Raw genomic sequence first — 25,412 nt, 5'->3', positions numbered from 1 at the left:
TATCATGCCAACCCTGTTCGATCCGATCACCATAGGCGACCTCACCCTGAAAAACCGCGTTGTCATGGCGCCGCTGACCCGTGCCCGCGCCATCGGCGACGGCCGCGTGCCGAACGCGCTGATGGCCAAGTACTACGAGCAGCGCGCCAGCGCCGGCCTGATCCTGAGCGAAGCCACCGCCGTCACCCCGCAAGGCGTGGGCTATGCCGACACGCCGGGCCTGTGGTCCGATGAGCAGGTGGAAGGCTGGAAGCAAGTCACCGCCGCCGTGCACGCCAAGGGCGGTGTGATCTTCGCCCAGCTGTGGCACGTGGGCCGTATTTCGGATCCGAGCTTCCTGAATGGCGAAGCACCGGTGTCGGCCAGCGCGATTGCGGCCGAGGGCCATGTCAGCCTGCTGCGCCCACAACGCCCTTACCCGGTGCCGCGCGCGCTGGACACCGAAGAGCTGGCCGGCGTTGTGGCCGCTTACAAGAAGGCCGCTGAAAACGCCAAGAAGGCCGGCTTCGACGGCGTGCAGATTCACGGCGCCAATGGCTATCTGCTGGACCAGTTCCTGCAATCGAAAACCAACCAGCGCACCGACCAGTACGGTGGTCCGATCGAGAACCGCGCGCGCCTGATGCTGGAAGTGACTGACGCCGTGATCGAAGTCTGGGGCGCCAACCGCGTCGGCATGCATCTGGCGCCACGCCGCGATTCGCACGATATGGGCGATGCCAACCCGGCAGAGACCTTCGGCTATGTGGCACGCGAGCTGGGCAAGCGCAAGATCGCTTTCATCGCGGCGCGTGAAGCGGTTGGCGAAGACAGCCTGGGCCCGCTGCTGAAGAAGGAGTTCGGCGGCATCTTCATCGCTAATGAGAAGATGGATAAGGTAGTGGCGCAGAGCGTGCTGGATAGCGGCAATGCCGATGCGATCGCGTTCGGCAAGGACTATATCTCCAACCCGGACCTGGTGGAGCGCCTGAAAACCGACGCACCACTGAATCCGTGGAAAGCCGAAACCTTCTACGGCGCCACCGAAGAAGGTTATACCGACTACCCGGCACTGGCCTAAGTAGCTAGCGCGGTTGCGTGTACGTCACCGGCACGAACACGTAACCGCCCTTGCCGTTGGGCCGCACATGGCCCAGCGCAGGGAAGGATAAGTGCGGCGCGCCGATCAGGTACCCCTCTTTGGCCGCCGCAGCAAACGCTTCTTTTCGTTCGGCTATGGCGATTTTGCTGTCGGTGTCGAACTGGATGCCTACGCCCGGATCGTCAAACTGCACCGCCTGCACATGCAGCAGGTCGCCCAGCAGCACCAGTTTCTGCCCCTTGCTCTCCACCACATACGTGATGTGGCCCGGCGTATGCCCGCCATTGAAGTACGATTTAATCCCCGGCACCAACTCGCTGTTGGCCACGATAGGCTGGAACTTGCCCGCCTTGACGTACGGATTGATCGACACCATCGGCCCCTGGAAGTTATCCTTGGCCTCGGCCGACGCCTTGTCCAGATTGGCCTGATTCAAATAGTAATCCGCATCCAGCTTGCCGGCCCGCACCACCGCATTCGGGAACACGCGCTGCTCGTTGGACGCCAGCCCGCCTACATGGTCGCCATGCATATGGCTGATGTAGACTTCATCGACCTGCTCCGGCTTGTAGCCGGCCGCCTTCAGGTTGCCTACCAGCTGCCCCAGCGTCGGCCCGAACAGGCTAGCCGCGCCGGTATCGATCAGCACCAGCTTGCTACCAGTATTAATCAGGAAGCCATTGACCGAGGTTTGTAGCGGGCTTTTCTGGAACGATTTGTCGAGCGCGGCAATGGTCTTGGCCGGCGGCTGCTTGAGCAGTTTTTCCACCGGTAGATCCAGCGTGCCGTCGTTCAGCACCGTCACTTCGAAGTCGCCCAGCGTGGTGCGATAAAAGCCCGGCGCCTGGAACCTGGCCATCGGCGCTGCGGCCTGCACAGAGGCGCTGGCCAGCAGCGCTGCGATGACGGTCAACGTACGTTTGCTCATGACTCCCCTATTTTAAAAATTGTCAGGAGCACTACAATACCGCAAATACCGGAAGTTTGTTAAAACGTGATGGGCAAGCGGAACGACAGTTGCACGTCCGGCGTATCGCGCGTCAGCCCGGCGCCGACCGCGATGTTGAGTGTGCGCTTGTCGTTGATGCGGTAGGAGAACCCCGTCAGCAGCGTGCCCAATTGCGTGCGCACCGAACCGGCCACCGGCACGCCGTTTTGCCGGGTACGCGCAATCGAGCTGTGGTCGTAGCCAAAGCTGATCAGCGCCCGCTCGTTCAGCGCCAGGCCGACGCCGAAGTTAAAGCCGATCACCGCGCCCGGTTCAATTTTCCCCAACGCCTCGAACTCCCCTGCCAATACCTGCCGGCTCACGTTGTTGCGCTTGAAGTTGTGCAGGTAGCTTACCGTGCCGAACAGGATGGCCGGGTCGCTGGCATACAGCCATGTCAGGCTCGGCTGCAGCGCGTAGAAGCCGGAACCGGTCGGCAGCTCCTGCGGCAGCCCGGTACCGGTGGCGTTGGGACCGACGCAGCGCTTGCTGCAATCGGTCACCACATCGAACGGATCGGTGCCGGTGCGCGACTTGAAGCGCAGCCCGGCCACGTAGTACGGCCGGTCCGGGCCGCCGGCATTGAGCTGGTAGCGCACCGCCAGCTCCACGTCGCCAACGCCGCGCCCGCTGGTGTCGAACACGCGGTCGACGCCGGTGCCGGTGAACAGCTCGCGGCTGACGGTGGAGTCGGAGCGGTAGGCATACGGCACCTTCATCTCCAGTTCGGTGCGATTATTCAAGCCGTAGCGCGCCGTCAGCGCGGCAGTGGTGGTGTTGCGCTTGACCTCGCGCACATCGACCAGGCCGATCAGCAGCGCCGGGATAATTGTGTAGCCCACCAGTACCACGCGGTTGCTGGACGAATAGCCGAACTGCAGCGACGGCTCCAGCACGATACGGCCACGCGGCGTCAGCACGCCCGGCTGCTCGAACAACGGCGCCACAGCCGGCGGCCGGCCATCCTGCGGCGGCGCGCTGCCCACCGGATCCGGTTCGGCCATGACGGTGCCACTGGCCAGCATCGCTGCGGCCACCCAGATTGCCTTTGCTTGCATATGCATCCCCCTATTTGCCGACTGCGCCACTGAGTGCGTTGCGCAGGCTGCTTTCAAAGTTAACGGCCTTGAGCAGCGCCAGATTCGCGACCGTGGTGTTGATCGTGGTCTGGGTGCGGATGGCCTGGTCGTTGAGACTGTTCTGCACCAGCACGGCGGCCATCGTGTCGCTGGCCGTCAGTGCGTCCGCAGCACTCAACTGTGTCATATCGGGGATGGAAAAATGGGTACTCGCTACAACAGTGCCATTGATCGAAACCAAACGTTCGACACCTAATGACACCAACATGCCGTTGCCGAGATCAAAACCGCCGCACGCCTGCTCGAGCTGACGGTCGTCGACGGCGGCCCAGTCATCGGTGGGATCGGCATGGCCTGCCGCCGCCGCGCAGGCCAGCAGCAAGCCCGACAAGATCTTGCGCATGCCGTCACCTCCTTTCAAAAATTGCCGCTGCCATTCTTGGGCAGCGTGATATCGGTCAGGCTGGACCGGTTGATGGCCTCGCCTAGCGGCGCACGCGGCGCCACATTCCAGTCGCTGGCCTGGTTGAACAGCGGCTTGCCGGCCCAGTGGTGGATTACAAACAGCAAGCGGTCCGGCCACGCCGCCTCGAACGCATCGCGCCGCATGGCGCGCGTGCCGCCGGCCGGATCGCCGATCAGCACTCGCTGTTCAGCCACGCCCTTAATGACGACGAAATGCAAATAGCCGTTTTCCACCAGTCGCACGATGGCGGGAAAGCCCGCTTCCGCCAGCTTCTGCAACGGCTGCGCGTAGCCGTCGGCCAGGAAGCCTTGCTGCGCAAGGTAGCGCTTCATGTCCAGCAGCGAGAAGCCCTCGCGCTGGATCTTCTGCTGGTCGCCCTGCGCATACATGGCGTTGAACACCTGCTGTTCCGACACCGGCGTGTTGTAGTGATAGCTGAGCAGCGTCGCCACCGCCGCCGAGCCGCAGCTGAAATCGAACTGCTGCCGCACGGTGCTGAGAAAGCGCGCTTCCTTCAGGCTGGTGACGCGCAGCGTGTAGCTGCCGTTCGGGACCGGCAGCTCGGCGGCATTGGCATGTGCGCCGCACGCCAGCATCAGCAAGGCGATGGTCTTCATTGCATCTGGATGTTGATGATGGTGGCGTTCTGGATCAGCACATTGGAGCCGGAGTTCTGTATTGCGACCGGCAGACCGGACGCATTGCTGAACGCGCCATTGCTGATGGTGTTGGCGCCGCTGACGACATTCGACGTGGTGTTCCCGGTGACCGCGCCGTTCAGCCGCATCTCGTTGCTGACCGTGTCGGTGCCGGCATGCAGCGTGGCGAGACGCTCGTCCGTCACCGGCGCACTGTCGAAGGCCAGCACCGCCGCCACGGTAATTGAAGCGATGAGCATACCTGTCCTCCCTTCCGTGAAAAGGCGGGACGCAAGCGCCCCGCCCTTGGTTTAATGGCCCAGCGTCAGGTTGGACTGCACGTTTACGCTTTGCTGGATCAGCGCCGAAATGCCACTGTTCTGCGCCGCCACCATGATGCCCGCCGCCGACTGGCCGACGCTGCTCATGCTGTTGGACAGATTGAAGGTGCCCGCATCGACCGAGACCGGACCGCCAGCCCCGCCAGTGCCGCCTGCGCCATTGCCGGCGGTAGCCGCGCCGCCGGTGGTGGCGCCGGTGATCCCGCCTGCACCGCCGGTACCGGACGCACCAGCGCCGCCAGCTGCGCCGGCGCCTCCGGTGGAGCTGCCATTGGTCGGATTGCCGTTGCTGGCGGTGCCGCCCGTGCCGGCAGCACCGGCACCCGCCGCAGCGCCAGCACCACCGTTGCCCGATACAGCGCCGGTATCGCCTGCCGTACCATCGCCACCCCAGCCACCGCCACCGCCGCTGCCACCGCTACCGCCGGAGGTCGCCCCCACGTACGGCGAGCCGTTCGAGGCGCTGCCATTGCTGGCGCCGCCGCCGCTACCGCCGCTGGCGCCGTTGCCGCCATAAGCTTCGCCGCCCGATCCGCCGCTCGACCAGGCCCGGCCGCCGCGCGCATCGCCGCCAATACCGCCGTAGCCAAGGCCGCCGCTGCTGCTGCCGCTGTTGTCGGCGTAGTTGCCGATCGCACTTACCGTGTTGCCACCCACCGTGCCGTTCAGGGTACTGGTGGCGTTGGCGCTGGTGGTGTTGTACGAATTGCTGAACGCCGAAGTGGCAGTGCCGCCATTGTTGGCAGCCACGCCGGCCTGCGCTGCGGCCGTGGCGGCGCCGACGCTGTTGTTATTACCGTTTGCATTCCTGGTGCTGCTATCTTGCGAGGCGCTGGAATTATCGTTGGCGCTGGCGCCTGCGCCGTTCTGCGTGGTCGCCGTTTGTGCATAAGCCTGCGTAAAGGCCAGCGCGATTACCGCGCCGATCAACGTTTTTTTCATGGTTGCTCCTACCTGACTGGTTGAGGGATGGGACCAGGGCGTCTATCCCCGGTCTCACTTCTTTCGCAAGCCCGATGCCAGCGGCGGCAAGGCCTTGATCTGCAAGGACTAAGCGCCGTCGCCGCCAGCGTGTGGCGCGCGCTGCGGCCGCGTTACGTCACACCGGCGTGACAGCCAGGACGCTCACTCACTCTGGCCGTCGGTGTAACTTGCGTGCGACGGCGCAGCTATCCCATGCTTGGCCAGCAGGCGGTATAGCGTCATGCGCGAGACGCCCAGGTCGCGCGCCGCCAGCGTGATGTTGCGGCCGGCGCGCAGCAGGCTGGCGTCGATGGCGTCGCGCTCGGCGCGGATGCGGGCGTCGTCCAGCTGCAGCGGCGCTGGTGCTGCAGCCGCCGCGCCGAGGCCGAGGTCTTGCGGCTGGATCAGCCGTCCTTCCGCCATCACCATCGCGCGGCGCACACGGTTAATCAGCTCGCGCACATTGCCGGGCCAGTGATAGTCGCGCATGGATTGCGCGGCGCGGCTGCTGAAGCCCCTCACGCGCGGCGCGCGCTCGCTGGCAAAGGCATGGAAAAAATGTTCGGCCAGCGGCAGCAAGTCTTCGCCCCGTTCGCGCAGCGGCGGCACATCCAGCGCCAGCACATTGAGGCGGTAGTACAGGTCTTCGCGGAAAGCGCCGCGCTGCACGGCCTGCGCCAGGTTGACGTGCGAGGCGGCGATCACGCGCGCGTCGACCGCAATGCTGCGCGTGCCGCCGACGCGGTAGATGGTTTTCTCCTGCAGGAAGCGTAACAGGTTGGCTTGCAGCTCCATCGGCAGATCGCCGATTTCATCGAGAAAGATCGAGCCGCCCTGCGCGCTTTCAATCAGGCCGCGCTTGTCGCGCGCCGCGCCGGTGAAGGCGCCGCGTTCGTGGCCGAACAGTTCCGACTGAATCAGCGCCGCCGGAATCGCGCCGCAGTTGATCGGCACGAACGGTCCCTTGCGGCGCGGCGAGTGCGCATGCACGGCTTGCGCCGCCAGCTCCTTGCCGCTGCCGCTCTCGCCCCAGATCAGCACCGGCGCGCTGGCGGCCGCCACTTTCACGATGTGCCGCCGCAGGCGCTGGATGGCCGTGCTTTGCCCGGCCAGCATGGCGTCGTCATTGGCGCGCGGTGGACCAGCGTCGTGACGCAAGGCGGCCATGCCGAGCGCGTGGCCCAGCGCATGGCGCAGCCGCTCGTGATCCACCGGCGTGGTGTGGTAATCGATACAGTGATCGCGCACCAGCTGGCGCCATGCCGGCTGTTCCAGCGCGGCCGGCGGCAGCACGGCGATCCAGTGCACCGCCCAATGGTCGAGCAGGAAGGCGTGCAGGTCGTCGCAGCGATCGACCTCCTGCACTATTAATAGGCCAACGGCGCACGGCCGCGCCTTGTAATGACGGCGCGCTTCAGCCGGCGTGGCCGCTGCAATCAGCTCCCAGTCCGCCGGCAGACGCGGTACGCCGACGCCCACGCAGAGTATCGATTTCGTCGTCATGCTTATTGGACGGGCAATGATGAGGAAAGTTCAAGCTTGTGCCACCGCCGAGGCCAATATAGAATGCGCGCTGCTTTTTTGAACAGGTGGATAACAACCTGTCAATAGGTCAATAGTTCAAATAAATTAAAAATAACGGGATGTAGTGAGATGAACGAATACGAATTAAAGCCGGCGACACTGCCCCGCTGGGGCCAGCGCGCGGCTTTGCGCACGCTGAACCTGTTCGGCTGGCGCATGCTGTACCGCCCGCTGCCGGGTCCGCGCGGCATCGCGGTGGTGTACCCGCACACCTCGAACTGGGACTTCATGATCGGCCTGTTCGGCAAGTGGGCGCTGAACCTGCCGTTCCGCTGGCTGGCCAAGGACTCGCTGTTCAAGTCGCCGCTGGGCGGCTGGTTCCGCTATCTCGGCGGCGAGCCGGTCGACCGCAGCGCGCCGCAAGGCATGATCCGCGCCCAGGCTGAACGCATGAACGCGGCCGACTGGTACTGGGTCGGCATCACGCCGGAAGCCACACGCGGCTATCGCCCGCACTGGAAGAGCGGCTTCTATCACCTGGCGCTGGAAGCCAAGGTGCCATTGTGCCTGGTCTACATCGATTATCCGAACAAGACGCTGGCCGTGGTGGACCACCTGCACCTGACCGGCGACCAGCAGGCCGACATGGCGGCAATTGCCGCCGTCTACGCCGGCCATCACGGCCGCTATCCGGAAAATGAAGCGCCCATCGTGCTGCAGGAACGCCGTAGCGACGAGCGCAAGTAACTGCGCAACTAAGTCCTCTTAAGCCGTCGCCGCCAGCATCACGCCGGTGGCGGCGATTGCCGCACCCGAGGCCTTCACGGCCAGCGCCGGGCTGACGCGGCCCAACAGATTCCCACCATAGACCAACAGCAGGCTGGCGGCCAACAGGCCCACCGCGCTGATCGCCTGCGGCAGTTCATGGCCATGCGCATTGCCGTGCAAGACGGCGAAGGCGCCGACCATCACGGCGCCGGCGGCGGCAGGCAGGCGCGCGGCGGCGGCCAGCAGGACGCCCATCAACGCCACCGTCAAGGCGATGCCGGTTTCCAGACCCGGTACGGTCAAGCCGGCAGCGCCGGTCGCCATCCCCACCAGCAGCATGCCGATGAAGGTGGCCGGCAGCCACTTGGCGTTCGGCTGGCGCACGCTCCACGCACCCACGGCCAGCATCGCCAGCAGGTGATCGAGGCCGGTGAATGGATGCGCGAAGCCGGCCAGGAAACCGTGCGTGTGCGCGCCTGCGCCGGTGTGGGCGAAGGCGGCGGTGCTGATAAGGGCCAGCGTGGTGGCAACAGCGAAGGCTGCGATTTTCTTCATGGTCTGTTCCTTAGTGTGGGGTTTGGCCCAGCAGGCCTTGTTCGCGAATGAAGTCGATCACCTTGGTCACGCCTTCGCCGCTGCGCAGGTTGGTGAAGATGAAGGGACGGCTGCCGCGCTGCTGCCTGGCGTCGCGCGCCATGATGTCGAGGTCCGCGCCCACGTGCGGCGCGAGGTCGGTCTTGTTGATGATCAGGAGGTCCGAACGCGTGATGCCGGGGCCGCCCTTGCGCGGGATTTTCTCGCCGCCGGCGACGTCGATGACGTAGATGGTCAGGTCCGACAGCTCCGGGCTGAAGGTGGCGGCCAGGTTGTCGCCGCCCGATTCCACCAAGATCAAATCGAGGTCCGGGAAGTCGGCCTGCATGCGGGCGATGGCTTCCAGGTTGATGGAGGCGTCTTCACGGATCGCGGTGTGCGGGCAGCCGCCGGTCTCCACGCCCATCAGGCGCTCGGCCGGCAGCGCATCGGCGCGCAGCAGGATTTCCATGTCTTCCTTGGTGTAGATATCGTTGGTGATGACGGCCATGTCGTAATGGTCGCGCATGCCCTTGCACAGCATTTCGCACAGCGCGGTCTTGCCCGAGCCCACAGGGCCGCCGATGCCGACCCGCAGAGGATTGGAGGTAGTCATATTTTCTTCTTTCACGATCTATATAAACGGCTGTATTGCACTTCGTGCTGCATCGACAGCAGCGACAGGCCCGGCGCCCAGTTGCACATGTCGTCGTCGCTGACGGTTTGCGCGTAGCGGGCGGCGGCTTCGATCTCTTCGCGCAGCGACAACAGCATGCGCTGCCCGGCCACCTGCCCCAATGGCACGGACTTCACGCACACCAGCACCTGATTTTCGGCCCATGCAAACAGCATGGCCAGCAGCGCTTCGGCGTGCGGAATGTCCAGCGCGGCGACGGCGCAGGCGAAGGCCGTTGGCAGTGCGACTTCGTTTTCGGCTTGCAGCTGCACCAGCGTTTCGGTGTCGGTAATGCCCAGCTCCGCCACCAGCTTGGTGAGCGAGTAGCCCATCTGGATAGTCTCGGCGCGGAATTCGGCGCTGTCGCGCGAGGCGATGAATTTCTCGCTCCACTCACTGACCGCACGCCAGTCGCGCGCCGACCAGGCCTGCATGAGGCGCCATGTGATGGGGGCTTCCCATTGCGCGACTACTTCATGCAGGTGACGCACGATCCACGCACGCGCGGTGTCGGCATTGCGCACCTCGCCGCTTTCCAGCGCCGCCTCCAGCCCTTGCGAATAGCTGTACGCACCAATCGGCAATGCCGGACTGGCGAATTGCAGCAGATGCAGAAGCGCGGAAGCTTGCATTATTTGGCGTCGCCCGGACGGTGGATCTTTTGGCGCAGCGGGATAGGCGCTAGCGGACCATCATGATGGTGACCGTGGCCGCCGCCATACGCGCCGGACTCCGGCTCGAACGCGGCCTGCTCTTCCACCACCGTCGCGCCCAGGCCAACCAGCATTTCCTTCAGCACCGCATCGGCGCGAATGCGCAGGAAGCCATCACCGACCTGCGCCTGCGTGTGACGGTTCCCGAGGTGGAAAGCGCAACGCAGCAAAGCGTGAGCATCGGCACAGGTGACTTTGTAAGTCGGCTCCGGCGCAGCGACCACGCGCACCACGCGCTGGTCTTCGCCGGTCAGCAAGTCGCCGTCGCGCAGCACGGTACCGCGCACGGTGAACACCGCCACGTCCTCGCCGGTATCCAGCGTGGCGCGCAGGCGGCACTTTTCGCGCAATTCGTACGGCAGCACCAGTTGCGCGGCGATCGTCTCGGCTTGCGGAATTTTCGTGTGTAAAGTCAGCATAATCAGAACAGGAAATAACGCTGCGCCATCGGCAGAATGGAAGCCGGTTCGCACACCAGCAACTCGCCATTGGCGCGCACTTCATAGGTTTCAGGATTGACGTCCATCTTCGGCGCCAGCGAATTGTGGATCATGTCCGACTTGCGCAACGCGCGCATTCCCTTGGCCACGATCAGCGTCTTATTCAGCTTGAGCTGATCGCCGATGCCGGCATCGTACGCGGCTTGCGACACGAAGGTGAACGACTTTTTCAAGCCGCCGCCGTAGGAGCCGAACATCGGCCGGTAGTGCACCGGCTGCGGCGTCGGGATCGAAGCATTCGGATCGCCCATCAGCGCGGCGGCGATCATGCCGCCCTTGAGAATCGTAGTCGGCTTGACGCCGAAGAAAGCCGGCTTCCACAGCACCAGATCAGCGATCTTGCCCACTTCGACCGAGCCCACCGCATGCCCGATGCCATGCGTGATGGCCGGATTGATGGTGTACTTGGCGACATAGCGCTTGACGCGGAAGTTATCGGCGCGCGAAGAATCCGGCGCCAGCGGCCCGCGCTGCACCTTCATCTTGTGCGCCGTCTGCCACGTGCGCATGATGACTTCACCAACGCGGCCCATCGCCTGCGAGTCGGACGACATCATCGAAATCGCGCCGATGTCGTGCAGGATATCTTCGGCCGCGATAGTCTCGCGGCGGATGCGCGATTCGGCAAACGCCACGTCCTCGGTAATGGCGGCATCGAGGTGATGGCATACCATCAGCATGTCGAGGTGCTCGTCCAGCGTGTTGACGGTATAAGGCCGGGTAGGATTGGTCGACGACGGCAGCACATTCGATTCGCCCACCGCCGCGATAATGTCCGGCGCATGGCCGCCGCCCGCGCCCTCGGTGTGGAAGGTGTGGATGGTACGGTCCTTGAACGCGGCCAGCGTGTCGGCCAGGTAGCCGCCTTCGTTCAGCGTGTCGGAGTGGATGGCAACCTGGATATCCATTTCGTCCGCCACCGTCAGGCAGTTATCGATGGCGGCCGGAGTGCTGCCCCAGTCCTCATGCAGCTTGAGTCCAATCGCGCCGGCGCGGATCTGCTCCTCCAGCGGCGCCGGCAAACTGACATTGCCCTTGCCAAGGAAGCCGAGGTTCATCGGGAACGCATCGGCCGCCTGCAGCATTGAATGCAAATGCCACGGTCCCGGCGTGCAGGTAGTGGCCGAGGTGCCGGCCGACGGGCCGGTGCCGCCGCCGATCATGGTGGTCACGCCGCTCATCAGCGCTTCCTCGATCTGCTGCGGGCAGATGAAGTGAATGTGCGTGTCGACGCCGCCGGCGGTGACGATCATGCCCTCGCCCGCGATGATTTCAGTAGCGCCGCCAATCGCCATCGTCACATGCGACTGGATGTCCGGATTACCGGCCTTGCCGATGGCGGCGATCATGCCGTTCTTCAGGCCGATATCGGCCTTGACGATACCCCAATGGTCGACGATCACCGCGTTGGTGATGACCGTGTCCATCACGTCGGCGGCCACGCGCTGCGACTGGCCCATGCCGTCGCGGATCACTTTGCCGCCGCCGAACTTCACTTCCTCGCCATAGATGGCGTAATCCTTCTCGATTTCGATAAACAGTTCCGTATCGGCCAGACGGATGCGGTCCCCGGTGGTGGGACCGAACATCTCCGCGTAGGCGCGGCGCGAGATTGTAGCCATGAGAGCCTTTAGTCTTTGGGTGGTGTGGAAGCCAGCTTGCCCATTACCTTGCCGTTGAAGCCATACACTTCCTGGTCGCCATCCAGCTTCACCAGTTCGACGGTGCGCTGCTGGCCCGGCTCGAAGCGCACGGCGGTGCCGGCGGCGATATTCAGGCGCATGCCGTAGGCCTTCCAGCGTTCCAGCTTGAGTACCGAGTTGACTTCAAAAAAATGAAAATGCGAGCCGATTTGCACCGGGCGGTCGCCCTGATTGGTGACGACGACGGTAACGGTTTCGCGGCCCACGTTCAGGCCGATCTCGCCTTCTTCAAGCTTGTATTCACCTGGGATCATGATGAACTCCTTTATGGGATGGGATTGTGGACAGTCACAAGCTTGCTCCCATCGGGGAACGTCGCTTCGACCTGGATGTCAGGGATCATTTCGGGGATACCCTCCATGACGTCGGCGCGCGTGAGTATGCGCGTGCCGTCGGACATCAGTTCTGCGACAGTTTTGCCGTCGCGGGCACCTTCCATGATGGCGCAGGTAATCAGCGCCACCGCTTCCGGGTAGTTCAACTTCAGGCCACGGGCAAGGCGGCGTTCGGCCACTATGCCCGCGGTAAAAATCAACAGCTTGTCTTTTTCGCGTGGAGTCAGGTCCATGTGTATGTTCTCTTTCAGGTTTGCCAGATGCGCGGCGTGACGGCCTCGCGCTCCAGCAGATGCGGGCGCAGTCGGCGCCACACGGTGAGCATCAGGCGGCGCGCGGTTTCGCTGTCGTCGCCGAGATGGCGCGCGACCAGCACGCCCTTGGTGTGTGTGACGCCAAAGACATGCGCGCCGTCGGCGGCGATGTCGGTGCGGATTTGAGCCAGTAAGTCGTTCAGCACAGCGGCCGGCAGCGGCTTGCCGGCGGCGACCAGCGTGGCGCACACGGTGCGGCCGTTGAGCGCCAGCGGGCTGCCGAGCCGTCCGCCGATCATGTCGCCCTGCTCCCACCAGATCAGCCGTCCTTCGCGGCGGATGCTGCTGCGCTGGCGGATGCGGCCAGTGTTGAATACCTCGCCCGAGCCGCGCCGTCCCATGCACAGGATTTCGCAGCCGAGAAAAGTGGCGCCGGCGGCCAGTTCCACGTGCTGGTCCAGCACCACGTCGGCGGTATCGAAGAAGATGGTTTCCTGCGGCAGCCATTCGAGCGCCGCGTTTTCATTGACATGCAGATGCACCGCCTGATGCGACACCTTGCCATTGGCCTTGTACCACTTGGCCGCGCCGGGCGTGGTGATGAAGGCGTGGGCGTTGTCGCCGACGCCGATGTCGATCTCCAGCTGGTCGCCGCCCACCACGCCACCGGGTGGGTGAACGATGATGGCCTGGCATACCTTGCTGTCCTCCGGGTACAGCGCTTTCTGCACCCGCAGCGGGCCGTAGTGGAGCTTGTTGAACAGCCGCGTGGTGCCCTCGTCGTCTGCAAAACCGAGGGTGAGACTGGCCTGCCAGGCACTGTGGCTGGTGCTGGCGGCAAAGTCGCGCGGTGCGGTGCAGTCTGGCATATGGTCGAACAAAATAAATAATGTTCTGACCTATGCAAACCTTGTGCCAGCGGAAATACGGCCTTCCCTTACTAGCACGCACCAGGATGCAGCGCGGCGCACCAATTCCGTGCATCAAATGTTTTTCGCTTTAAAACCAAGCGTTTTCACATTGGGCAAAATCTCGACTGTTGTAAAAAAGTGCCGCACAGCAAAAAATTTTTGCGTTTTCTACGCAACCAAAAGTTTCTCCACTTCGCACAAAGGCGCCGTTTTTTGTGTTGGACAATAATTTATTCCATTGAGGCGCGGAAATAAAAGTTGTACCAGCATGCGTCGACCTATTAACCCTAAGGAGCCCGTCATGATCAGCAAGTCCCTGTCCCGCGTAGCCTTGGTTGCCGCACTTGGCGCCACCGCCCTGCCGCTGCTGAGCGGTGCCGCTGTCTATAGCAACGGCAGCCGCACAGCTACTTTCGATGTCACTTTGAAGATCATCGCCGACTGCATCATCGCCACCAACACGCTGGATTTCGGCCAGACCCAGGGCGTGCTGGCCACTGCAGTCACCGGCAGCAGCACGCTGAACGTCACCTGCACCAACACCACGCCCTATAACGTCGGCCTGAGCGCGGGCACCGGCACCGGCTCCACCATCGCTGCGCGCGTGATGAGCGGCACTGGCGCCAACACCAGCACCGTCGGCTATGCCCTGACCCAAACCTCGGGCGGCGCCAACTGGGGCAACACGCAAGGCACCGACACCGTATCCGGCACCGGCACCGGCACGCTTCAAAACCTGACCGTGCATGGCAACATCCCGGCACAAGCGACGCCGCAGCCAGACACCTACAAGTCGACCATCACCGCGACCGTGTACTTCTAATCAGATCTACCCGCCGCAGCCCGCAAACCTGGCTACGCGCCCGCAATACCCAGCGCCCAAACCCGCGCGAAATCCTCCTCTTGCAGTTACAGTTTCCATTCTTGACCTTCGCTCAATTGACCTTTGCGCGTTGATGACTTTTTGCGCCCGGACTTCGTCCCCATACTGCTGCCTTCAGAATTGGAATGGAGAGCAGCATGAAAGTATTCGTCACCGGCGCGGCTGGTTTTATCGGCGGCTCGATCGCAGCGGGCCTGGTCAAGGCCGGACATGAAGTGGTTGGCCTGGTGCGCAAGCCGGAACAACTCGATGAAGTGAAAAAGATCGGCGTCACCGGCGTGCTTGGCTCGCTCACGGACCGCGATCTGCTGATCGCGCAAGCGCAGGCGGCGGATGCCGTCATCAACGCCGCCAGCAGCGACAACCGCGCGGCGGTGGAGGCGTTTGTCGACGCCCTCGCCGGCTCGGGCAAGGTGTTCCTGCACACCAGCGGCTCCAGCATCGTCGGCGACGCATCCGGCGGCGAAGGCACCGACAAGATCTACCACGAAGACCATCTCCCTGATCCAACGCCGGACAAGGCCGCGCGCGTCGCTATCGATAATCTGGTGCTGGATGCCGCCAACAAGGGTGTGCGCTCGGCGGTGCTGTGCAATACCCTGATCTACGGCCACGGCGCGCTGCCGCGTGATTCGGTGCAGCTGCCACGCCTGCTCAAGCAAGCCCGCAAGAGCGGCATCGTGCGCCACGTGGGACCGGGCCGCAATATCTGGTCGAATGTGCACATCGACGATGTGGTGGACTTGTACCTGCTGGCGCTCGAGAAGACCGAAGCCGGCGCCTTCTACTTCGTCGAAAGCGGCGAGGCGGCCTTCCGAGACATGAGCGCCGCTATCGCCAAGGCGCTGAATCTCGGCGAGGCGCAGGACTGGCCGCTGGAACAGGCCAAGGAAGAATGGGGCTACGAGATGGCCTCCTACGGCCTCGGCTCCAACAGCCGCGTGCGCGGCGAACGCGCCCGCAATCAGTTGGGCTGGCAGCCGCATCGCCCGCCGGTGCTGGACTGGATCGCCAAGGACATGCTGCGCTAGTCCGTCTCGCGGCTGGTAAGCACGCGGTCGATCAATCCATACTCTACGCCATCGGCCGCCGACATGAAGTTGTCGCGGTCTGAATCCTTTTCGATCTGCGCCAGCGTCTTGCCGGTGCGTTCGGCCAGGATGGTGTTGAGGCGATGGCGCTGGTACAGCACTTCCCGCGCCTGTATTTCAATATCTGCCGCCACGCCCTGCGCGCCGCCGTGCGGCTGGTGGATCATAATGCGGGCATTCGGCAAGGCATAGCGCTTGCCGATGGCGCCCGCCGCCAGCAGGAAGGAACCCATGCTGGCGGCGAAGCCGGTGCACAGCGTCGACACATCCGGTTTGATGAACTGCATGGTGTCGTAGACCGCCATGCCGGCGTACACCGAGCCGCCCGGCGAATTGATGTACAGCGAAATATCCTTCTCGGGATTATCCGATTCAAGGAACAGCAGCTGCGCCACCAGCAGATTTGCCGATTGCTCGGTCACCTCCCCCACCAGAAAAATCACCCGCTCCTTCAGCAGGCGTGAGTAGATATCGAAAGCGCGTTCGCCACGCCCTGTTTGTTCGACGACAGTTGGGATCAAGCCGGTCATGATGGTCCTTTTTGCGGTAGAGTGGAACGACTGCCCGCTTGACGCTGCGCCCCCTCGCCGTGTGACCGACCAAAAAATATTTCGCCCGCATGTCACATCCGGGCTGCGCCGGGCGTCATGGCAGGCCAGCCCATGACAGGAGAACCGCCATGACTATCGATACCGCCATCTTCGAGCAAATGCGTCCACGCCTGACGGCCATCAGCTGCCGCATTGTCGGTAGCGAGGCGGAAGCCGAGGATATCGTGCAGGATTGCTTTCTCAAGTGGCAGAGCGCGGAGAAGACGGCCCTGACGACGCCTGCGGCGTGGCTGACAACGGTGGTACAGCACCATTCCATCGACCGCCTGCGCAAGCGCGGACGCGATGCCGTCGCCGCCAACGCTGCAATGGAATTGGCGCCCGGCGTTGCGCCTGCGCCGCCGGAAGACACGCTGCTGCGGCGCGCGGAAATAGGCGAAGCACTGGCGCGGCTGCTGGCCTGCCTGTCGCCGTCCGAACGGCTGGCGTTGGTGCTGCATGAAGTGTTTGAATGCGAACATGCTGACATTGCGGCGGCGCTGGGCACCAAGGCTGTCAACGCCCGCCAGCATCTGGCGCGCGCCCGCCGCCGGCTGCGCGAGGCGGCAAACGAAAGCAGCACTGGCGAAAAGCTCAACCGCGAGCTGGTGCGCCGCTTCCAGGCCGCCATCAACGGCGTCGACGTGGCGGCGATGGTGACGCTGCTTAGCGAAGAGCAGCCGGTGTCGGTGCAGGCGCGAGCCTGCGCCAACGACCCGTCATACGTGCTGGCCTTGGCGGCTTAAGGATAAACCACGCTGACTCGCGGCCAGCGCAGATCATAGCGCTTTTGCAGCACGCGCATGCGGTAGGTGTCGCGGCTGGCGCGCGTCGGGTTGTGCCGGATCACGCAGTTGAACAAATCGTCCAGCCCATGCGGTGCGATGATTTCTATCGTGTCGTCGGCGCGCAGGCGCAGCCCGACCGCCGTCGCATATTCCGGCCACGTGCCCACCGCGTGATACAAGGACTGCAGGGGCTCGACCGCGTGGCCGAAATACCGCTCGAACCAGTGATGGACCGAGGCCTGGTTGGTGACTTCCCAAGGTATCTCGGGCATCGCCGCGCACAGGCGATGCTGGAGATCCAGCTCGCGTTGCGGATCCAGGTCCGACGCATCGAAATAAGCCAGGTCCAGATCAGCAAGACTGGATGGCGTGGAATAGCCGTGCAAGGCATCCCACACCAGGTTGCGCACCGCACCGGCGCCGAGGCACCACGATGCCAGGCCCAATTCACGCGCCGTACGCAAGGCCGGCATGAACCACTTGGAAGAGCGCGCGATCAGCCTCAGTCGTTCTTCGTTATTCATTTTTTGGCTTGATGTTCATGTTCGGCACCGCGAGGGGCTTGCCGTTCACGGTCAGCGCGCCGTTCTTGTAGTCGATGGAAGAACGCAGCTCGCCGTTCTCGATCACGGCGAAGCCGCCGGTAACCGCCTTGCCGACCACAAGGCTCACTAAACCGTCCGCGCCGGCCTCGGCCTGTTTGTCGGCATCCGGCGCGCCTGGCGGCACGACGGCGACGGCACGGCCTATGTCTTTAATCAGCGCCACCGGCACCCGTACATCGAAGTGCGCCACCAGTTTTTTCATCAGCGCAGGGACGCTTTCGAAATCGGAATCCACCGTTTTCTGGAACGCGACGCGGCCCTTGATCGAGGCCGTGTTGCCGCGAAATGCGGCGCTGATATCCTCGATATTCAACACGGCGCCGGCTTGGATCAGGCGCTTGCCGGCGTCCTTCAAGGTGCGCAGCATGAGCTCTTGCTGCGCACCCGGCGCCAGATCAAGGCTCTGCTGCGCGCGCAGCGACTGGTCCAGTTCCGCCATCGCCTTGGCCGGAATATTCACCAGCCGGAAGGCAAAGCTGACGCGTTCCACGCGCTCTTTGCCGAACACAATGGCCTTGGCCGTGGAACGGTAGCCAATTTCCGCCTTGGCGCCGCGACGCACCGTCTCCGAACGCGCCCGCAGGTCCTCAAAGCGCATCACCTCTTTCGCCTCCTTGCCGCCGACCGCCGCTTCATGCACGGTGATCGCGCCGATGCTGAAGTCCGCCGTGCCGTAGGCCACGCCGTCGGCGCCGAGCTGCTGGCGGCTGGTCACTGCCATGTCCAGCAGCCGCGCCGAACCATCCGGGCGCGCGATCACCAGCGATGGCCAGGCGACGACGCCGTTGACGCTGCGCCCGGTTTTATCGGTGGAGATTTTTGCAGTGAGTTCGGTCCAACTGAAATCCGTGCCATTCCCCTGCACGAACAGGTGCGGCGCCAGCTTGCCGACGTAGTTGACCTGCCCTTTTGCGCCGGGCGCGCGCTGCAGCGGGAACGGACGCTCGGCGCCGAAGATCTCTTTCAGCTTCGGCCGCAACTCAGGCGAGAATTCGAACTTGCTGTAGATATCCAGCTGTTTGGCGAAGTTGCGCTCCTTGCCCTGCGCCGCACGGAGCTCCTTGCCCGCTTGCGCCAGCGTGGCGGCGTTTTCTTTGGTGAGGATTTCGGGCAGCGGCTTCGGTGCCGGCGCTACCTCGTTGTCTGCGTAGACGGGAGCGGCCAGCATCACGCTGGCTGCCGTAATGGCGAAGAGAGTCTTTTTCAAAGCATAACTGGAGAGGGTCTGTGATGCAGCATTGTAGCCAACAGACCCCCTCCAGAAATGCACGGATTGTCACTCAAGGTCCGGATATGGGCTCTTGCCGCCTTCCGCGATGAACTGGTCGATGCGCGCTTCCAGTACCGGCAGCGGCACCGAGCCCAGTTGCAGCACGGTGTCGTGGAAGGCGCGGATGTCGAACTTCTGGCCCAGCGCTTTCTCGGCCTTCTTGCGCGCATTGATGATGCTCATCTCGCCCAGATAGTAGGACAGCGCCTGGCCCGGCCACGAAATGTAGCGGTCCACCTCCGTCTCGATCTCGTGATTGGACAGCGCGGTGTTTTCGCGCAGGTAGTCCTGCGCCTGTTTGCGCGTCCAGCCCTTGCTATGCACGCCGGTGTCGACCACCAGCCGCGAGGCACGCCATGCCTGGTAGCTCAGCATGCCGAATACTTCGTACGGCGTTTCGTACATGCCCATCTCCACGCCGAGGCGTTCGCTGTACAGCGCCCAGCCCTCGCCGTAGGCCGAGATGTAGGCGTTGCGGAATGGCGGACGGCCCTTCTGCTCCAGCGCCACCGGCATCTGGAACGCATGGCCCGGCGCCGATTCGTGCAGCGTCAGCGCCGGCATGCTGTACAGCGCGCGCGACGGCAGGTTGTAGGTGTTGACCAGATAAACGCCAGGACCGCCACGGCCCGAGGTGTAGAACGGCGCCTGGTCGTCCGGCACCGGAATCACCGCGAAGCGGCGGCGCGGCAGGTAGCCGAAGTACTGGCCGACCTTGGCGTCGAACTTCTTGGCCACCCACGCGGAGCGCATCAGCAGTTCTTCCGGCGTTTTGGCGTAGAACTGCGGATCGGTGCGCAGGAATTGCAGGAAGGCCGGCAGGTCGCCTTTGAAACCAACCTGCTTCATCACCTCGTGCATCTCGGCGCGGATTTTGGCCATTTCCTCCACGCCGATATTGTGGATCTGGTCCGCGCTCAGCGAGGTGGTGGTGAATTCGACGATCTTCGACTGGTAGTAGGCTTTACCATCCGGCAGGCTTTCCGCCGCCAGTTCCTCGCGCGCCTTCGGCACATACTCTTCGCGCATGAACTTCAGCAGCGACTGGTGCGCCGGGATGACGGTGGACTGGATCACCTTCACCGCCTGCGCGCGCAGTTCTTCCTGCAGCGCGGCCGGCATGGAGGCCGGCATCTTCTTGAACGGCAGGTAGAACACGGTTTCCTGCGGCGTCTTGGCGTCGGTCACCGAGGTGATCGAGCTGTCGCGGCCCACCAGCGTGACTTTCGGCGGCGTGAAGCCGCGCGCCATGCCGGCGCGCATGTTGACGATTTCCTCGTTGAAGTAGCGTGGCACGTCGGTCAGCTGCTTCAGGTAGTCGCGGAATTCTTTTTCCTTGGTCATCGGACGGCGCGCGGTGCCGGCCATGTTGGACCAGAAGGCGCTATCGGCGTTCAGCGGCTTTTCGTATTCGCGGAACTGCTGGGCGGCGATGAAGGCCGCGATCTGCGCCTTGTACACCTGGTAGTTGATGCGCTCCGGCGCCGACAGCTTGGCTTCCTTGATGCCATCCAGCTTCTTCATCACGCCCTGCCAGTAGGCCAGGCGGCTGTTCTGGGTGGCCAGGTCGATGCGCGGCAGCGATGGCGACACGCCGCTGTCATCGTCATCCTCGCCGTCTTCCTGCTTCTGGCTCAGGCGCCATTTCCATTCCTGCGTGTAGATCGCCTTGAACTGGGCGTCGGCGGGACCGGGTTTAACAACAGGCGCAGCGCCGGCATTGAGGCATACCAGCATGACTGCACCGGCAATGGCGGTGCTGAACTTCTTATCCATAAGGCTCCAGGGAGTGATTACATGTCCAATAAATTACGGCGTTCGCGCAGCAGCGCGGTAAAGCTTTCGGCGTTGACCGGGCGGCTGAAATAATAGCCCTGCATCTCGTCGCAACCGCGCTCGGTCAGGAACTGCACTTGCTCGCGCGTTTCGACGCCCTCCGCGATCACGCGCATGTTCAGGTTGTGCGCCAGCGAGATCACCGACAGCGCAATCGCGGCGTCGGCGCTGTTGGTGGTCACATCGTCGACAAAGGATTTGTCGATCTTCAGCACGTCGATCGGGAAGCGTTTCAGATAGCTCAGGCTTGAATAGCCAGTGCCAAAGTCGTCCAGCGAAATGCTGACGCCAATATCCTTCAAGCGGCGCAGCGAGGCCACGGCTTTATTCGGATCGCCCATCACCGTGCCCTCGGTGATTTCAAGGCCGATGTACTCCGGCGCCACGCCGAACTTGCGCAGCGTGCTTTCCACGTACGGCACGGTGGCGTCGTTGGCGAACTGCCCGGCCGCCAGGTTGACCGACACCTTGATCTGGCCCAGGCCCTGGTCCTGCCATACCTTCATCTGTGCGCAGGCGCTTTCCAGCACCCACTCGCCGATGGAATTGACCAGGCCATATTCCTCGGCCAACGGGATGAAACGGTTCGGCGGCACCTTGCCCAGCACCGCGCTGTCCCAGCGCAGCAGCGCTTCGGCGCCGACCATCGCGCCGGTTTTCAGGCAGACCTGCGGCTGGTAGTGCAGTTCAAATTCGTCACGCGCGATGGCGCCGCGCAACTGGCCCTGGATCGCCAGCTTATCGCGGATTTCGGCGTCCATGCGCTCGGTGAAGAAGGCGTAGTTGTCGCGGCCAATTTCCTTGGCGCGGAACAGCGCCGTGTCGGCGTTGCGCACCAGTTCATCGAAGCTCTCGCCGTCGGTCAGGCTGACGGCGATGCCGATGCTCGAGGTGACCGTGATTTGCTGGCCGTCGATCACCAGTTCCTTGCGTAAGCCGGACAGGATTTTCTGCGCCAGCGCGATGGTGGCAGTGAGCTGCGCATCGTCGTCGACAATGATCTGGAATTCGTCGCCGCCCTGGCGGGTGACGGTATCGCCTTCGCGCACGGTCTCACTCAGGTATCTGGACACCACCTGCAGCGCCTTGTCGCCCATGTCGTGGCCATAGGTATCGTTGATGCTCTTGAAGCGGTCCAGGTCCAGGCACATGACGGCCACGCAGCGGCCCTCGCGGCGCGCGGCGCCCAGCGTCTGCACGAAGCGCTGGCGCGCCAGCATGCGGTTCGGCAAGCCGGTGAGCGCGTCGTGATTGGAGAGGAAATCGATCAGGTGCTGCTCGGCCTTGCGTTCGGTGATGTCCATGAACACCGCCACGTGATTAATCACGTGGCCCAGCTCATCGCGTACCACGGAAGCGCTCAGCAGGCCGGGGTAAGTCTCGCCGTTCTTGCGGCGCGCCAGGATCTCGCCCGACCAGTGGCCGGTGGCGAGCACCGACTGCACCATTGAGCCGAACGAGGACGCATCCGGCTCGCCCGCGTGCAGCAAGGCCACGTTCTGACCCAACACCTCGTCCGCCGTGTAGCCGGAGATCTGGGTAAAAGCCGGATTGGTGGCGACGATGCGCCCGTCGCGGTCGGTCACCACGATGGCGTCCTGCGTCGCTTCGAACACCTGGCTGGCGAGGCGCAGGAATTCCTCGTTGGCGCGGCGTTGTTCCACTTCCTTGGCCAGTTCAGCGGTGCGCTCGGCCACGCGCTCTTCCAGCAAGGCGCGCTCCTCGGCCAGCGCTTTCTGCGCGCGGCCCAGCTTCACGTGGGCGTCGGTGCGGGCCAGGATTTCCTCGGTCTGGAACGGCTTGGCGATGAAGTCCACCGCGCCCAGTTCAAAACCACGCACCTTGTCGTCGGTGTCGTGTTGCGCGGACAGGAAGATCACCGGCACCTGGCTCAGTTCCGGCGTCGCCTTCAGGCGGCGGCACACTTCGAAGCCGTCGATGCCGGGCATGCGGATGTCGAGCAGGATCAATTCCGGCGGACGCGATTGCGCCGACCACAAGGCCAGTTCGCCGTTCGGCGCCTGGCGCACGTAGTAGCCGGCCTCGGTCAGCAGGTCGCTGAGAAGCTTGAGCGAAGCCGGCGTGTCTTCCACGATCAGCACTTCACCCTTGGTGTGTTGTTCCGACAAATCCCGATGCATGTAAAACTTTCCCGCCCTGGTCGAGCTACTATGATATACCCGTCAAGCCTGCGATTCCAACTCGTTACCCACTTCGTCCAGCAAAGCGCACAATTGTGGATACTGGTGCAGCTGGATCATGTGTTCAATACGTGCCACCACCTCGCCCAACTCCGGCGGCAAAGGCGCCAGCAGCAGGCTGACGCGCGACAGGTTCAACTCTTGCAATACGGTCTTCAGTTCGGCGCGCAACGCCGGGTCGAGGCGCTGCAAGTCCTCGCGCGCCAGCGGCGCCGGCGCGACCGGGCGCGCGCCGTGATGGCGGCGCACGAATTGCAGGTCCAGTTGCTGTTCCAGCACCGCGTACAACTGTTCCTGCTCGACCGGCTTGCGCATGAATTCATCGGCGCCGGCGTTCAGCGCTTCCTGGCGTTCCTCGGCAAAGGCGGACGCGGTCAGCATCACAATGCGCGGCTGCGGACCCTCTTTGTTGGCGCGGATCTGGCGCGTGGCGCTCAGGCCGTCCAGCGCCGGCATGCGCCAGTCCATGAACACGAGATCGGGCTGCCAGACATCGACCATCGCCAGCGCTTGCGCGCCATCGCCGACCACCGCCACCTCGAAGCCGAGCGGCGTGAGCAGGCTTTCCAGCAGCGTGCAGCCGTCCGCGTTGTCGTCCGCCACCAGGATGCGGCGGCGCTGCTGCGGTTCCAGCGGCGTCACTTCTTCCTCGCCCGCTCCCGGCGCTTCGTCCGTCACCTGCACCGCTACCGTGAACGAGAACGTCGCGCCGGCGCCCACCACCGATTGCAGCGACAGCGTGCCGCCCATCAGCTGGACGAAGTCGCGCGAGATGGTCAGGCCCAGGCCCGTGCCCTCTTTCGCGCCCGGCCCGTCGGCCTGGATGAATGGTTCGAAGATACGGGACTGATCTTCTTCCGCGATGCCGGGACCGTCGTCGATGACGGCGAACGCCAGCTCGCACAAGCCGTTGCGCGAGGTCCCGCGCACGCGCAGCGTCACCCTGCCCTGCGCGGTGAACTTGACCGCATTCGACATCAGGTTGAGCAGCACCTGACGCAGCTTGGTGCCGTCCACGCGCGCGCTGGCCGGCAGGCCGACGCTGTCCAGCACCAGCTCCACGCCGTTCTGGCCGGCGCGCATGCTGACCATGTCCATCACTTCCTGCAGCATGTCGTTCAGGTTGACCACTTCCGTCTGCAGCACGGCGCGCCCGGCCTCGATCTTGGACAGTTCGAGGATGTCGTTGATCAGGGTAAGCAGGTGCTGGCCGGAGCGGTGGATGATGGCAAGGTTGCGCTTCTCTTCAGGCAGCATGTTCTTGGAGTCCGCCATCAGGCGCGAGAAGCCGATCACGGAATTGAGCGGCGTGCGCAGCTCGTGGCTCATATTGGCGAGGAAGGTGCTCTTGGCGCGGTTGGCGCCCTGCGCCTGGCGCACCGCCACCGACAAGGCGTTGGTGCGCTCGGCCACCAGTTCTTCCAGGTGGATGCGATGGCGGCGCAGTTCCGCCTCCGCCGTGCGGCTGGCGGTGACGTCGTAGTTCACGCCGACCATGCGCATCGGCTGGCCGTCGGCGTCGCGGAACACCATCGCGTCGGCCTTCAGGTAGTGAAGCGAACCGTCCGGCCAGATGATACGGAACTCGACGTCGAATTCGGCCGTGCCCTTGAGTGCCTGCTGCAACAGCATGATGGTAGGGATGGCGTCGTCCGGGTGCAACAGCTCGCGCAGCTGGTCGTCCGGCCGTTGCAGCTTGCCGCCGCTTTCCAGCCCGTGCAGGCGGTACATCTGCTCGTCCCACACCATTTCGTCGGTGGCGATATTCCAGTCCCAGATGCCGATCGCCGCCGCGCTGGACGCGATCTGCAAGCGCTCTTCGCTGGCGTGCATGGCGACGTAGCGGCTCTCCATCAGGCGCACCATCTCGCGGATGGAAGCATTCAGCGTTTTCAGCTCGCCGGTATACCAGTCGCGCGGCGGCGCAGCGCCGGGATTCTGGCCGGCCTTCACGCTGGCCGCGTAGCGCTCGATATTGGTCAGCGGCTTGAGGATCAGTTGCCACAGCAGCAGGTAGAGCGACAACACCAGCGTCACGTCCAGTACGAAAATCAGGCCGGCGATGGCGTACAGGCGCTGGCGCAACTGCTCGATCAGCACCGCCGGCGAGGCATACACGGTGATGGTGCCGATATTCTGGCCGCCAGCAACGATGGGCCGCTGCTCGGACAGCAGCTCGGGATCGGTCGGCAAATGCTCGGACGGCAGCAGCTGCTGCTGGGCGTTACGAATCAGGATAAATGGACGGTTGCTGGCCACCGGGGCCACCGCGCTGGCGTACAGATCGCGGTTGCTCAAACCGCTCTTCATGATGGTGACGATCTGGGTTTCGTCGAAGTTCCAGGCCGGCAGCGCGACGGCGGCGGCCAGTTCGTCGGCGCTGTTGGCCAGCGTTTTATGCAGCTGTTCCCAGCGCTGCGCGCGTTCGACCTGATAGAAATACAGCGCAAAAGTCGTCAGCACCAAAGTCACCACCGCAGTCAACGTCACACTGACGAAAACGGCGATAGATACTCTACCTAAACGGCGGACAAGTCGGGCCAACATCGGAGATAACCATTCTTTGGGGTTAATCGTTTCCTGCTTCGACTTAGATCATAGGGGCTATCCCCTATGAAGTCCATGTAAATTTGCG

At 63.7% G+C, this 25,412-nt stretch carries 26 protein-coding genes; 5 read left to right on the top strand and 21 right to left on the bottom strand.

All coding sequences use genetic code 11. The features are described from left to right. Positions 1-4: 4 nt before the first annotated feature. Entirely contained in the window at positions 5-1,060 is a 1,056-nt protein-coding gene (locus BMZ70_RS02965) for an alkene reductase (protein WP_092269689.1), read from the top strand. A 4-nt stretch (positions 1,061-1,064) separates the two neighbouring features. Here the strand turns inward: BMZ70_RS02965 and BMZ70_RS02960 are convergent, their stop codons facing one another. From BMZ70_RS02960 to BMZ70_RS02930, 7 genes are all read right to left on the bottom strand, one after another. After that, the gene (locus BMZ70_RS02960) at positions 1,065-2,009 is read right to left on the bottom strand and encodes an MBL fold metallo-hydrolase (RefSeq protein ID WP_092269686.1); all 945 of its coding nucleotides are present in this window, start codon (positions 2,007-2,009) and stop codon (positions 1,065-1,067) included. Between the two features lie 59 nt (positions 2,010-2,068). After that, positions 2,069-3,127, bottom strand: coding sequence for an acetate kinase (locus tag BMZ70_RS02955; RefSeq protein WP_373922456.1), 1,059 nt, complete (start codon positions 3,125-3,127; stop codon positions 2,069-2,071). 10 nt (positions 3,128-3,137) lie between these two features. Then, entirely contained in the window at positions 3,138-3,551 is a 414-nt protein-coding gene (locus tag BMZ70_RS02950) for a hypothetical protein (protein ID WP_092269683.1), read from the bottom strand. Positions 3,552-3,565: 14 nt separating this feature from the next. Further along, positions 3,566-4,231 carry a C39 family peptidase gene (locus BMZ70_RS02945; RefSeq protein WP_092269681.1) on the bottom strand — a complete coding sequence of 222 codons (666 nt, stop codon included), beginning with the start codon at positions 4,229-4,231 and terminating at the stop codon, positions 3,566-3,568. Then, positions 4,228-4,512: a hypothetical protein gene (locus BMZ70_RS02940; RefSeq protein WP_207231526.1), complete on the bottom strand. Its 285-nt coding sequence runs from the start codon at positions 4,510-4,512 to the stop codon at positions 4,228-4,230. Before BMZ70_RS02940 ends, BMZ70_RS02945 begins: the two co-directional genes overlap by 4 nt. Before the next feature lie 51 nt (positions 4,513-4,563). Further along, positions 4,564-5,535 carry a hypothetical protein gene (locus BMZ70_RS02935; RefSeq protein ID WP_092269678.1) on the bottom strand — a complete coding sequence of 324 codons (972 nt, stop codon included), beginning with the start codon at positions 5,533-5,535 and terminating at the stop codon, positions 4,564-4,566. A 183-nt stretch (positions 5,536-5,718) separates the two neighbouring features. Beyond that, positions 5,719-7,059, bottom strand: coding sequence for a sigma-54 dependent transcriptional regulator (locus BMZ70_RS02930; protein ID WP_092269675.1), 1,341 nt, complete (start codon positions 7,057-7,059; stop codon positions 5,719-5,721). Positions 7,060-7,209: 150 nt separating this feature from the next. Between BMZ70_RS02930 and BMZ70_RS02925 the strand changes: the two genes are divergently transcribed. Further along, complete coding sequence (locus tag BMZ70_RS02925; protein WP_092269672.1) at positions 7,210-7,827, top strand: 1-acyl-sn-glycerol-3-phosphate acyltransferase; 618 nt, start codon at positions 7,210-7,212, stop codon at positions 7,825-7,827. 18 nt (positions 7,828-7,845) lie between these two features. On the opposite strand, the gene BMZ70_RS02920 is transcribed toward BMZ70_RS02925, so the two are convergent. The 8 genes from BMZ70_RS02920 to BMZ70_RS02885 are packed head-to-tail and all read right to left on the bottom strand — an operon-like array spanning position 7,846 to position 13,471. Next, entirely contained in the window at positions 7,846-8,403 is a 558-nt protein-coding gene (locus BMZ70_RS02920) for a HupE/UreJ family protein (RefSeq protein ID WP_092269670.1), read from the bottom strand. A gap of 10 nt (positions 8,404-8,413) precedes the next feature. Beyond that, positions 8,414-9,037, bottom strand: coding sequence for an urease accessory protein UreG (gene ureG / locus BMZ70_RS02915; protein WP_092277468.1), 624 nt, complete (start codon positions 9,035-9,037; stop codon positions 8,414-8,416). A gap of 11 nt (positions 9,038-9,048) precedes the next feature. Then, positions 9,049-9,729: an urease accessory protein UreF gene (locus BMZ70_RS02910; RefSeq protein WP_092269667.1), complete on the bottom strand. Its 681-nt coding sequence runs from the start codon at positions 9,727-9,729 to the stop codon at positions 9,049-9,051. Beyond that, the gene (gene ureE / locus BMZ70_RS02905; protein WP_092269665.1) at positions 9,729-10,229 is read right to left on the bottom strand and encodes an urease accessory protein UreE; all 501 of its coding nucleotides are present in this window, start codon (positions 10,227-10,229) and stop codon (positions 9,729-9,731) included. Before ureE ends, BMZ70_RS02910 begins: the two co-directional genes overlap by 1 nt. Before the next feature lie 2 nt (positions 10,230-10,231). Next, positions 10,232-11,932, bottom strand: a complete 1,701-nt coding sequence (gene ureC / locus BMZ70_RS02900; protein ID WP_092269662.1) for an urease subunit alpha — start codon at positions 11,930-11,932, stop codon at positions 10,232-10,234. 8 nt (positions 11,933-11,940) lie between these two features. Further along, the gene (locus tag BMZ70_RS02895; RefSeq protein ID WP_092269659.1) at positions 11,941-12,267 is read right to left on the bottom strand and encodes an urease subunit beta; all 327 of its coding nucleotides are present in this window, start codon (positions 12,265-12,267) and stop codon (positions 11,941-11,943) included. Positions 12,268-12,278: 11 nt separating this feature from the next. Continuing rightward, positions 12,279-12,581 carry an urease subunit gamma gene (locus BMZ70_RS02890; protein ID WP_092269656.1) on the bottom strand — a complete coding sequence of 101 codons (303 nt, stop codon included), beginning with the start codon at positions 12,579-12,581 and terminating at the stop codon, positions 12,279-12,281. Between the two features lie 14 nt (positions 12,582-12,595). Then, a complete protein-coding gene (locus tag BMZ70_RS02885; protein WP_092269653.1) occupies positions 12,596-13,471 on the bottom strand; it encodes an urease accessory protein UreD in 876 nt (291 codons plus the stop codon). Between the two features lie 343 nt (positions 13,472-13,814). Between BMZ70_RS02885 and BMZ70_RS02880 the strand changes: the two genes are divergently transcribed. Together BMZ70_RS02880 and BMZ70_RS02875 are read left to right on the top strand one after the other, a co-directional pair. Beyond that, positions 13,815-14,336, top strand: coding sequence for a Csu type fimbrial protein (locus BMZ70_RS02880; RefSeq protein WP_092269650.1), 522 nt, complete (start codon positions 13,815-13,817; stop codon positions 14,334-14,336). Positions 14,337-14,533: 197 nt separating this feature from the next. After that, on the top strand, positions 14,534-15,427 hold the full coding sequence (locus BMZ70_RS02875) for an NAD-dependent epimerase/dehydratase family protein (RefSeq protein WP_092277465.1): 894 nt from the start codon (positions 14,534-14,536) through the stop codon (positions 15,425-15,427). Here the strand turns inward: BMZ70_RS02875 and clpP are convergent. Then, positions 15,424-16,017 carry an ATP-dependent Clp endopeptidase proteolytic subunit ClpP gene (clpP, locus tag BMZ70_RS02870; protein ID WP_092269647.1) on the bottom strand — a complete coding sequence of 198 codons (594 nt, stop codon included), beginning with the start codon at positions 16,015-16,017 and terminating at the stop codon, positions 15,424-15,426. The genes BMZ70_RS02875 and clpP overlap by 4 nt on opposite strands. A 149-nt stretch (positions 16,018-16,166) precedes the next feature. On the opposite strand from clpP, the gene BMZ70_RS02865 reads away from it, so the two are divergent. Continuing rightward, entirely contained in the window at positions 16,167-16,823 is a 657-nt protein-coding gene (locus BMZ70_RS02865) for a sigma-70 family RNA polymerase sigma factor (protein WP_165403534.1), read from the top strand. Here the strand turns inward: BMZ70_RS02865 and BMZ70_RS02860 are convergent. The 5 genes from BMZ70_RS02860 to BMZ70_RS02840 form a co-directional block, all read right to left on the bottom strand. Further along, positions 16,820-17,389, bottom strand: coding sequence for a nucleotidyltransferase family protein (locus BMZ70_RS02860; protein WP_092269641.1), 570 nt, complete (start codon positions 17,387-17,389; stop codon positions 16,820-16,822). The genes BMZ70_RS02865 and BMZ70_RS02860 overlap by 4 nt on opposite strands. After that, on the bottom strand, positions 17,382-18,677 hold the full coding sequence (locus BMZ70_RS02855) for a DUF945 family protein (RefSeq protein ID WP_130300928.1): 1,296 nt from the start codon (positions 18,675-18,677) through the stop codon (positions 17,382-17,384). Before BMZ70_RS02855 ends, BMZ70_RS02860 begins: the two co-directional genes overlap by 8 nt. Before the next feature lie 69 nt (positions 18,678-18,746). After that, positions 18,747-20,516, bottom strand: a complete 1,770-nt coding sequence (locus BMZ70_RS02850) for a DUF885 domain-containing protein (protein ID WP_092269636.1) — start codon at positions 20,514-20,516, stop codon at positions 18,747-18,749. Between the two features lie 17 nt (positions 20,517-20,533). Then, positions 20,534-22,717 (bottom strand): EAL domain-containing response regulator, encoded by a 2,184-nt coding sequence (locus BMZ70_RS02845; RefSeq protein WP_092269633.1) that lies wholly within the window; start codon positions 22,715-22,717, stop codon positions 20,534-20,536. Positions 22,718-22,759: 42 nt separating this feature from the next. After that, entirely contained in the window at positions 22,760-25,240 is a 2,481-nt protein-coding gene (locus BMZ70_RS02840) for a response regulator (protein WP_229205267.1), read from the bottom strand. Positions 25,241-25,412: the final 172 nt, after the last annotated feature.

Origin of the sequence: Duganella sp. CF402, from assembly GCF_900109645.1 — a bacterium.
In the GTDB taxonomy this organism is placed as follows: Bacteria; Pseudomonadota; Gammaproteobacteria; order Burkholderiales; family Burkholderiaceae_D; genus Rugamonas.
This window is presented reverse-complemented; position numbering and strand designations above follow the sequence as displayed.

Excerpts from the sequence above, each read along its gene's own strand:
- BMZ70_RS02965 (WP_092269689.1), top strand. The coding sequence starts at position 5 with ATGCCAACCCTGTTCGATCCGATCACCATAGGCGACCTCACCCTGAAA.
- BMZ70_RS02960 (WP_092269686.1), bottom strand. The coding sequence starts at position 2,009 with ATGAGCAAACGTACGTTGACCGTCATCGCAGCGCTGCTGGCCAGCGCC.
- BMZ70_RS02955 (WP_373922456.1), bottom strand. The coding sequence starts at position 3,127 with ATGCAAGCAAAGGCAATCTGGGTGGCCGCAGCGATGCTGGCCAGTGGC.
- BMZ70_RS02950 (WP_092269683.1), bottom strand. The coding sequence starts at position 3,551 with ATGCGCAAGATCTTGTCGGGCTTGCTGCTGGCCTGCGCGGCGGCGGCA.
- BMZ70_RS02945 (WP_092269681.1), bottom strand. The coding sequence starts at position 4,231 with ATGAAGACCATCGCCTTGCTGATGCTGGCGTGCGGCGCACATGCCAAT.
- BMZ70_RS02940 (WP_207231526.1), bottom strand. The coding sequence starts at position 4,512 with ATGCTCATCGCTTCAATTACCGTGGCGGCGGTGCTGGCCTTCGACAGT.
- BMZ70_RS02935 (WP_092269678.1), bottom strand. The coding sequence starts at position 5,535 with ATGAAAAAAACGTTGATCGGCGCGGTAATCGCGCTGGCCTTTACGCAG.
- BMZ70_RS02930 (WP_092269675.1), bottom strand. The coding sequence starts at position 7,059 with ATGACGACGAAATCGATACTCTGCGTGGGCGTCGGCGTACCGCGTCTG.
- BMZ70_RS02925 (WP_092269672.1), top strand. The coding sequence starts at position 7,210 with ATGAACGAATACGAATTAAAGCCGGCGACACTGCCCCGCTGGGGCCAG.
- BMZ70_RS02920 (WP_092269670.1), bottom strand. The coding sequence starts at position 8,403 with ATGAAGAAAATCGCAGCCTTCGCTGTTGCCACCACGCTGGCCCTTATC.
- ureG (WP_092277468.1), bottom strand. The coding sequence starts at position 9,037 with ATGACTACCTCCAATCCTCTGCGGGTCGGCATCGGCGGCCCTGTGGGC.
- BMZ70_RS02910 (WP_092269667.1), bottom strand. The coding sequence starts at position 9,729 with ATGCAAGCTTCCGCGCTTCTGCATCTGCTGCAATTCGCCAGTCCGGCA.
- ureE (WP_092269665.1), bottom strand. The coding sequence starts at position 10,229 with ATGCTGACTTTACACACGAAAATTCCGCAAGCCGAGACGATCGCCGCG.
- ureC (WP_092269662.1), bottom strand. The coding sequence starts at position 11,932 with ATGGCTACAATCTCGCGCCGCGCCTACGCGGAGATGTTCGGTCCCACC.
- BMZ70_RS02895 (WP_092269659.1), bottom strand. The coding sequence starts at position 12,267 with ATGATCCCAGGTGAATACAAGCTTGAAGAAGGCGAGATCGGCCTGAAC.
- BMZ70_RS02890 (WP_092269656.1), bottom strand. The coding sequence starts at position 12,581 with ATGGACCTGACTCCACGCGAAAAAGACAAGCTGTTGATTTTTACCGCG.
- BMZ70_RS02885 (WP_092269653.1), bottom strand. The coding sequence starts at position 13,471 with ATGCCAGACTGCACCGCACCGCGCGACTTTGCCGCCAGCACCAGCCAC.
- BMZ70_RS02880 (WP_092269650.1), top strand. The coding sequence starts at position 13,815 with ATGATCAGCAAGTCCCTGTCCCGCGTAGCCTTGGTTGCCGCACTTGGC.
- BMZ70_RS02875 (WP_092277465.1), top strand. The coding sequence starts at position 14,534 with ATGAAAGTATTCGTCACCGGCGCGGCTGGTTTTATCGGCGGCTCGATC.
- clpP (WP_092269647.1), bottom strand. The coding sequence starts at position 16,017 with ATGACCGGCTTGATCCCAACTGTCGTCGAACAAACAGGGCGTGGCGAA.
- BMZ70_RS02865 (WP_165403534.1), top strand. The coding sequence starts at position 16,167 with ATGACTATCGATACCGCCATCTTCGAGCAAATGCGTCCACGCCTGACG.
- BMZ70_RS02860 (WP_092269641.1), bottom strand. The coding sequence starts at position 17,389 with ATGAATAACGAAGAACGACTGAGGCTGATCGCGCGCTCTTCCAAGTGG.
- BMZ70_RS02850 (WP_092269636.1), bottom strand. The coding sequence starts at position 20,516 with ATGGATAAGAAGTTCAGCACCGCCATTGCCGGTGCAGTCATGCTGGTA.
- BMZ70_RS02845 (WP_092269633.1), bottom strand. The coding sequence starts at position 22,717 with ATGCATCGGGATTTGTCGGAACAACACACCAAGGGTGAAGTGCTGATC.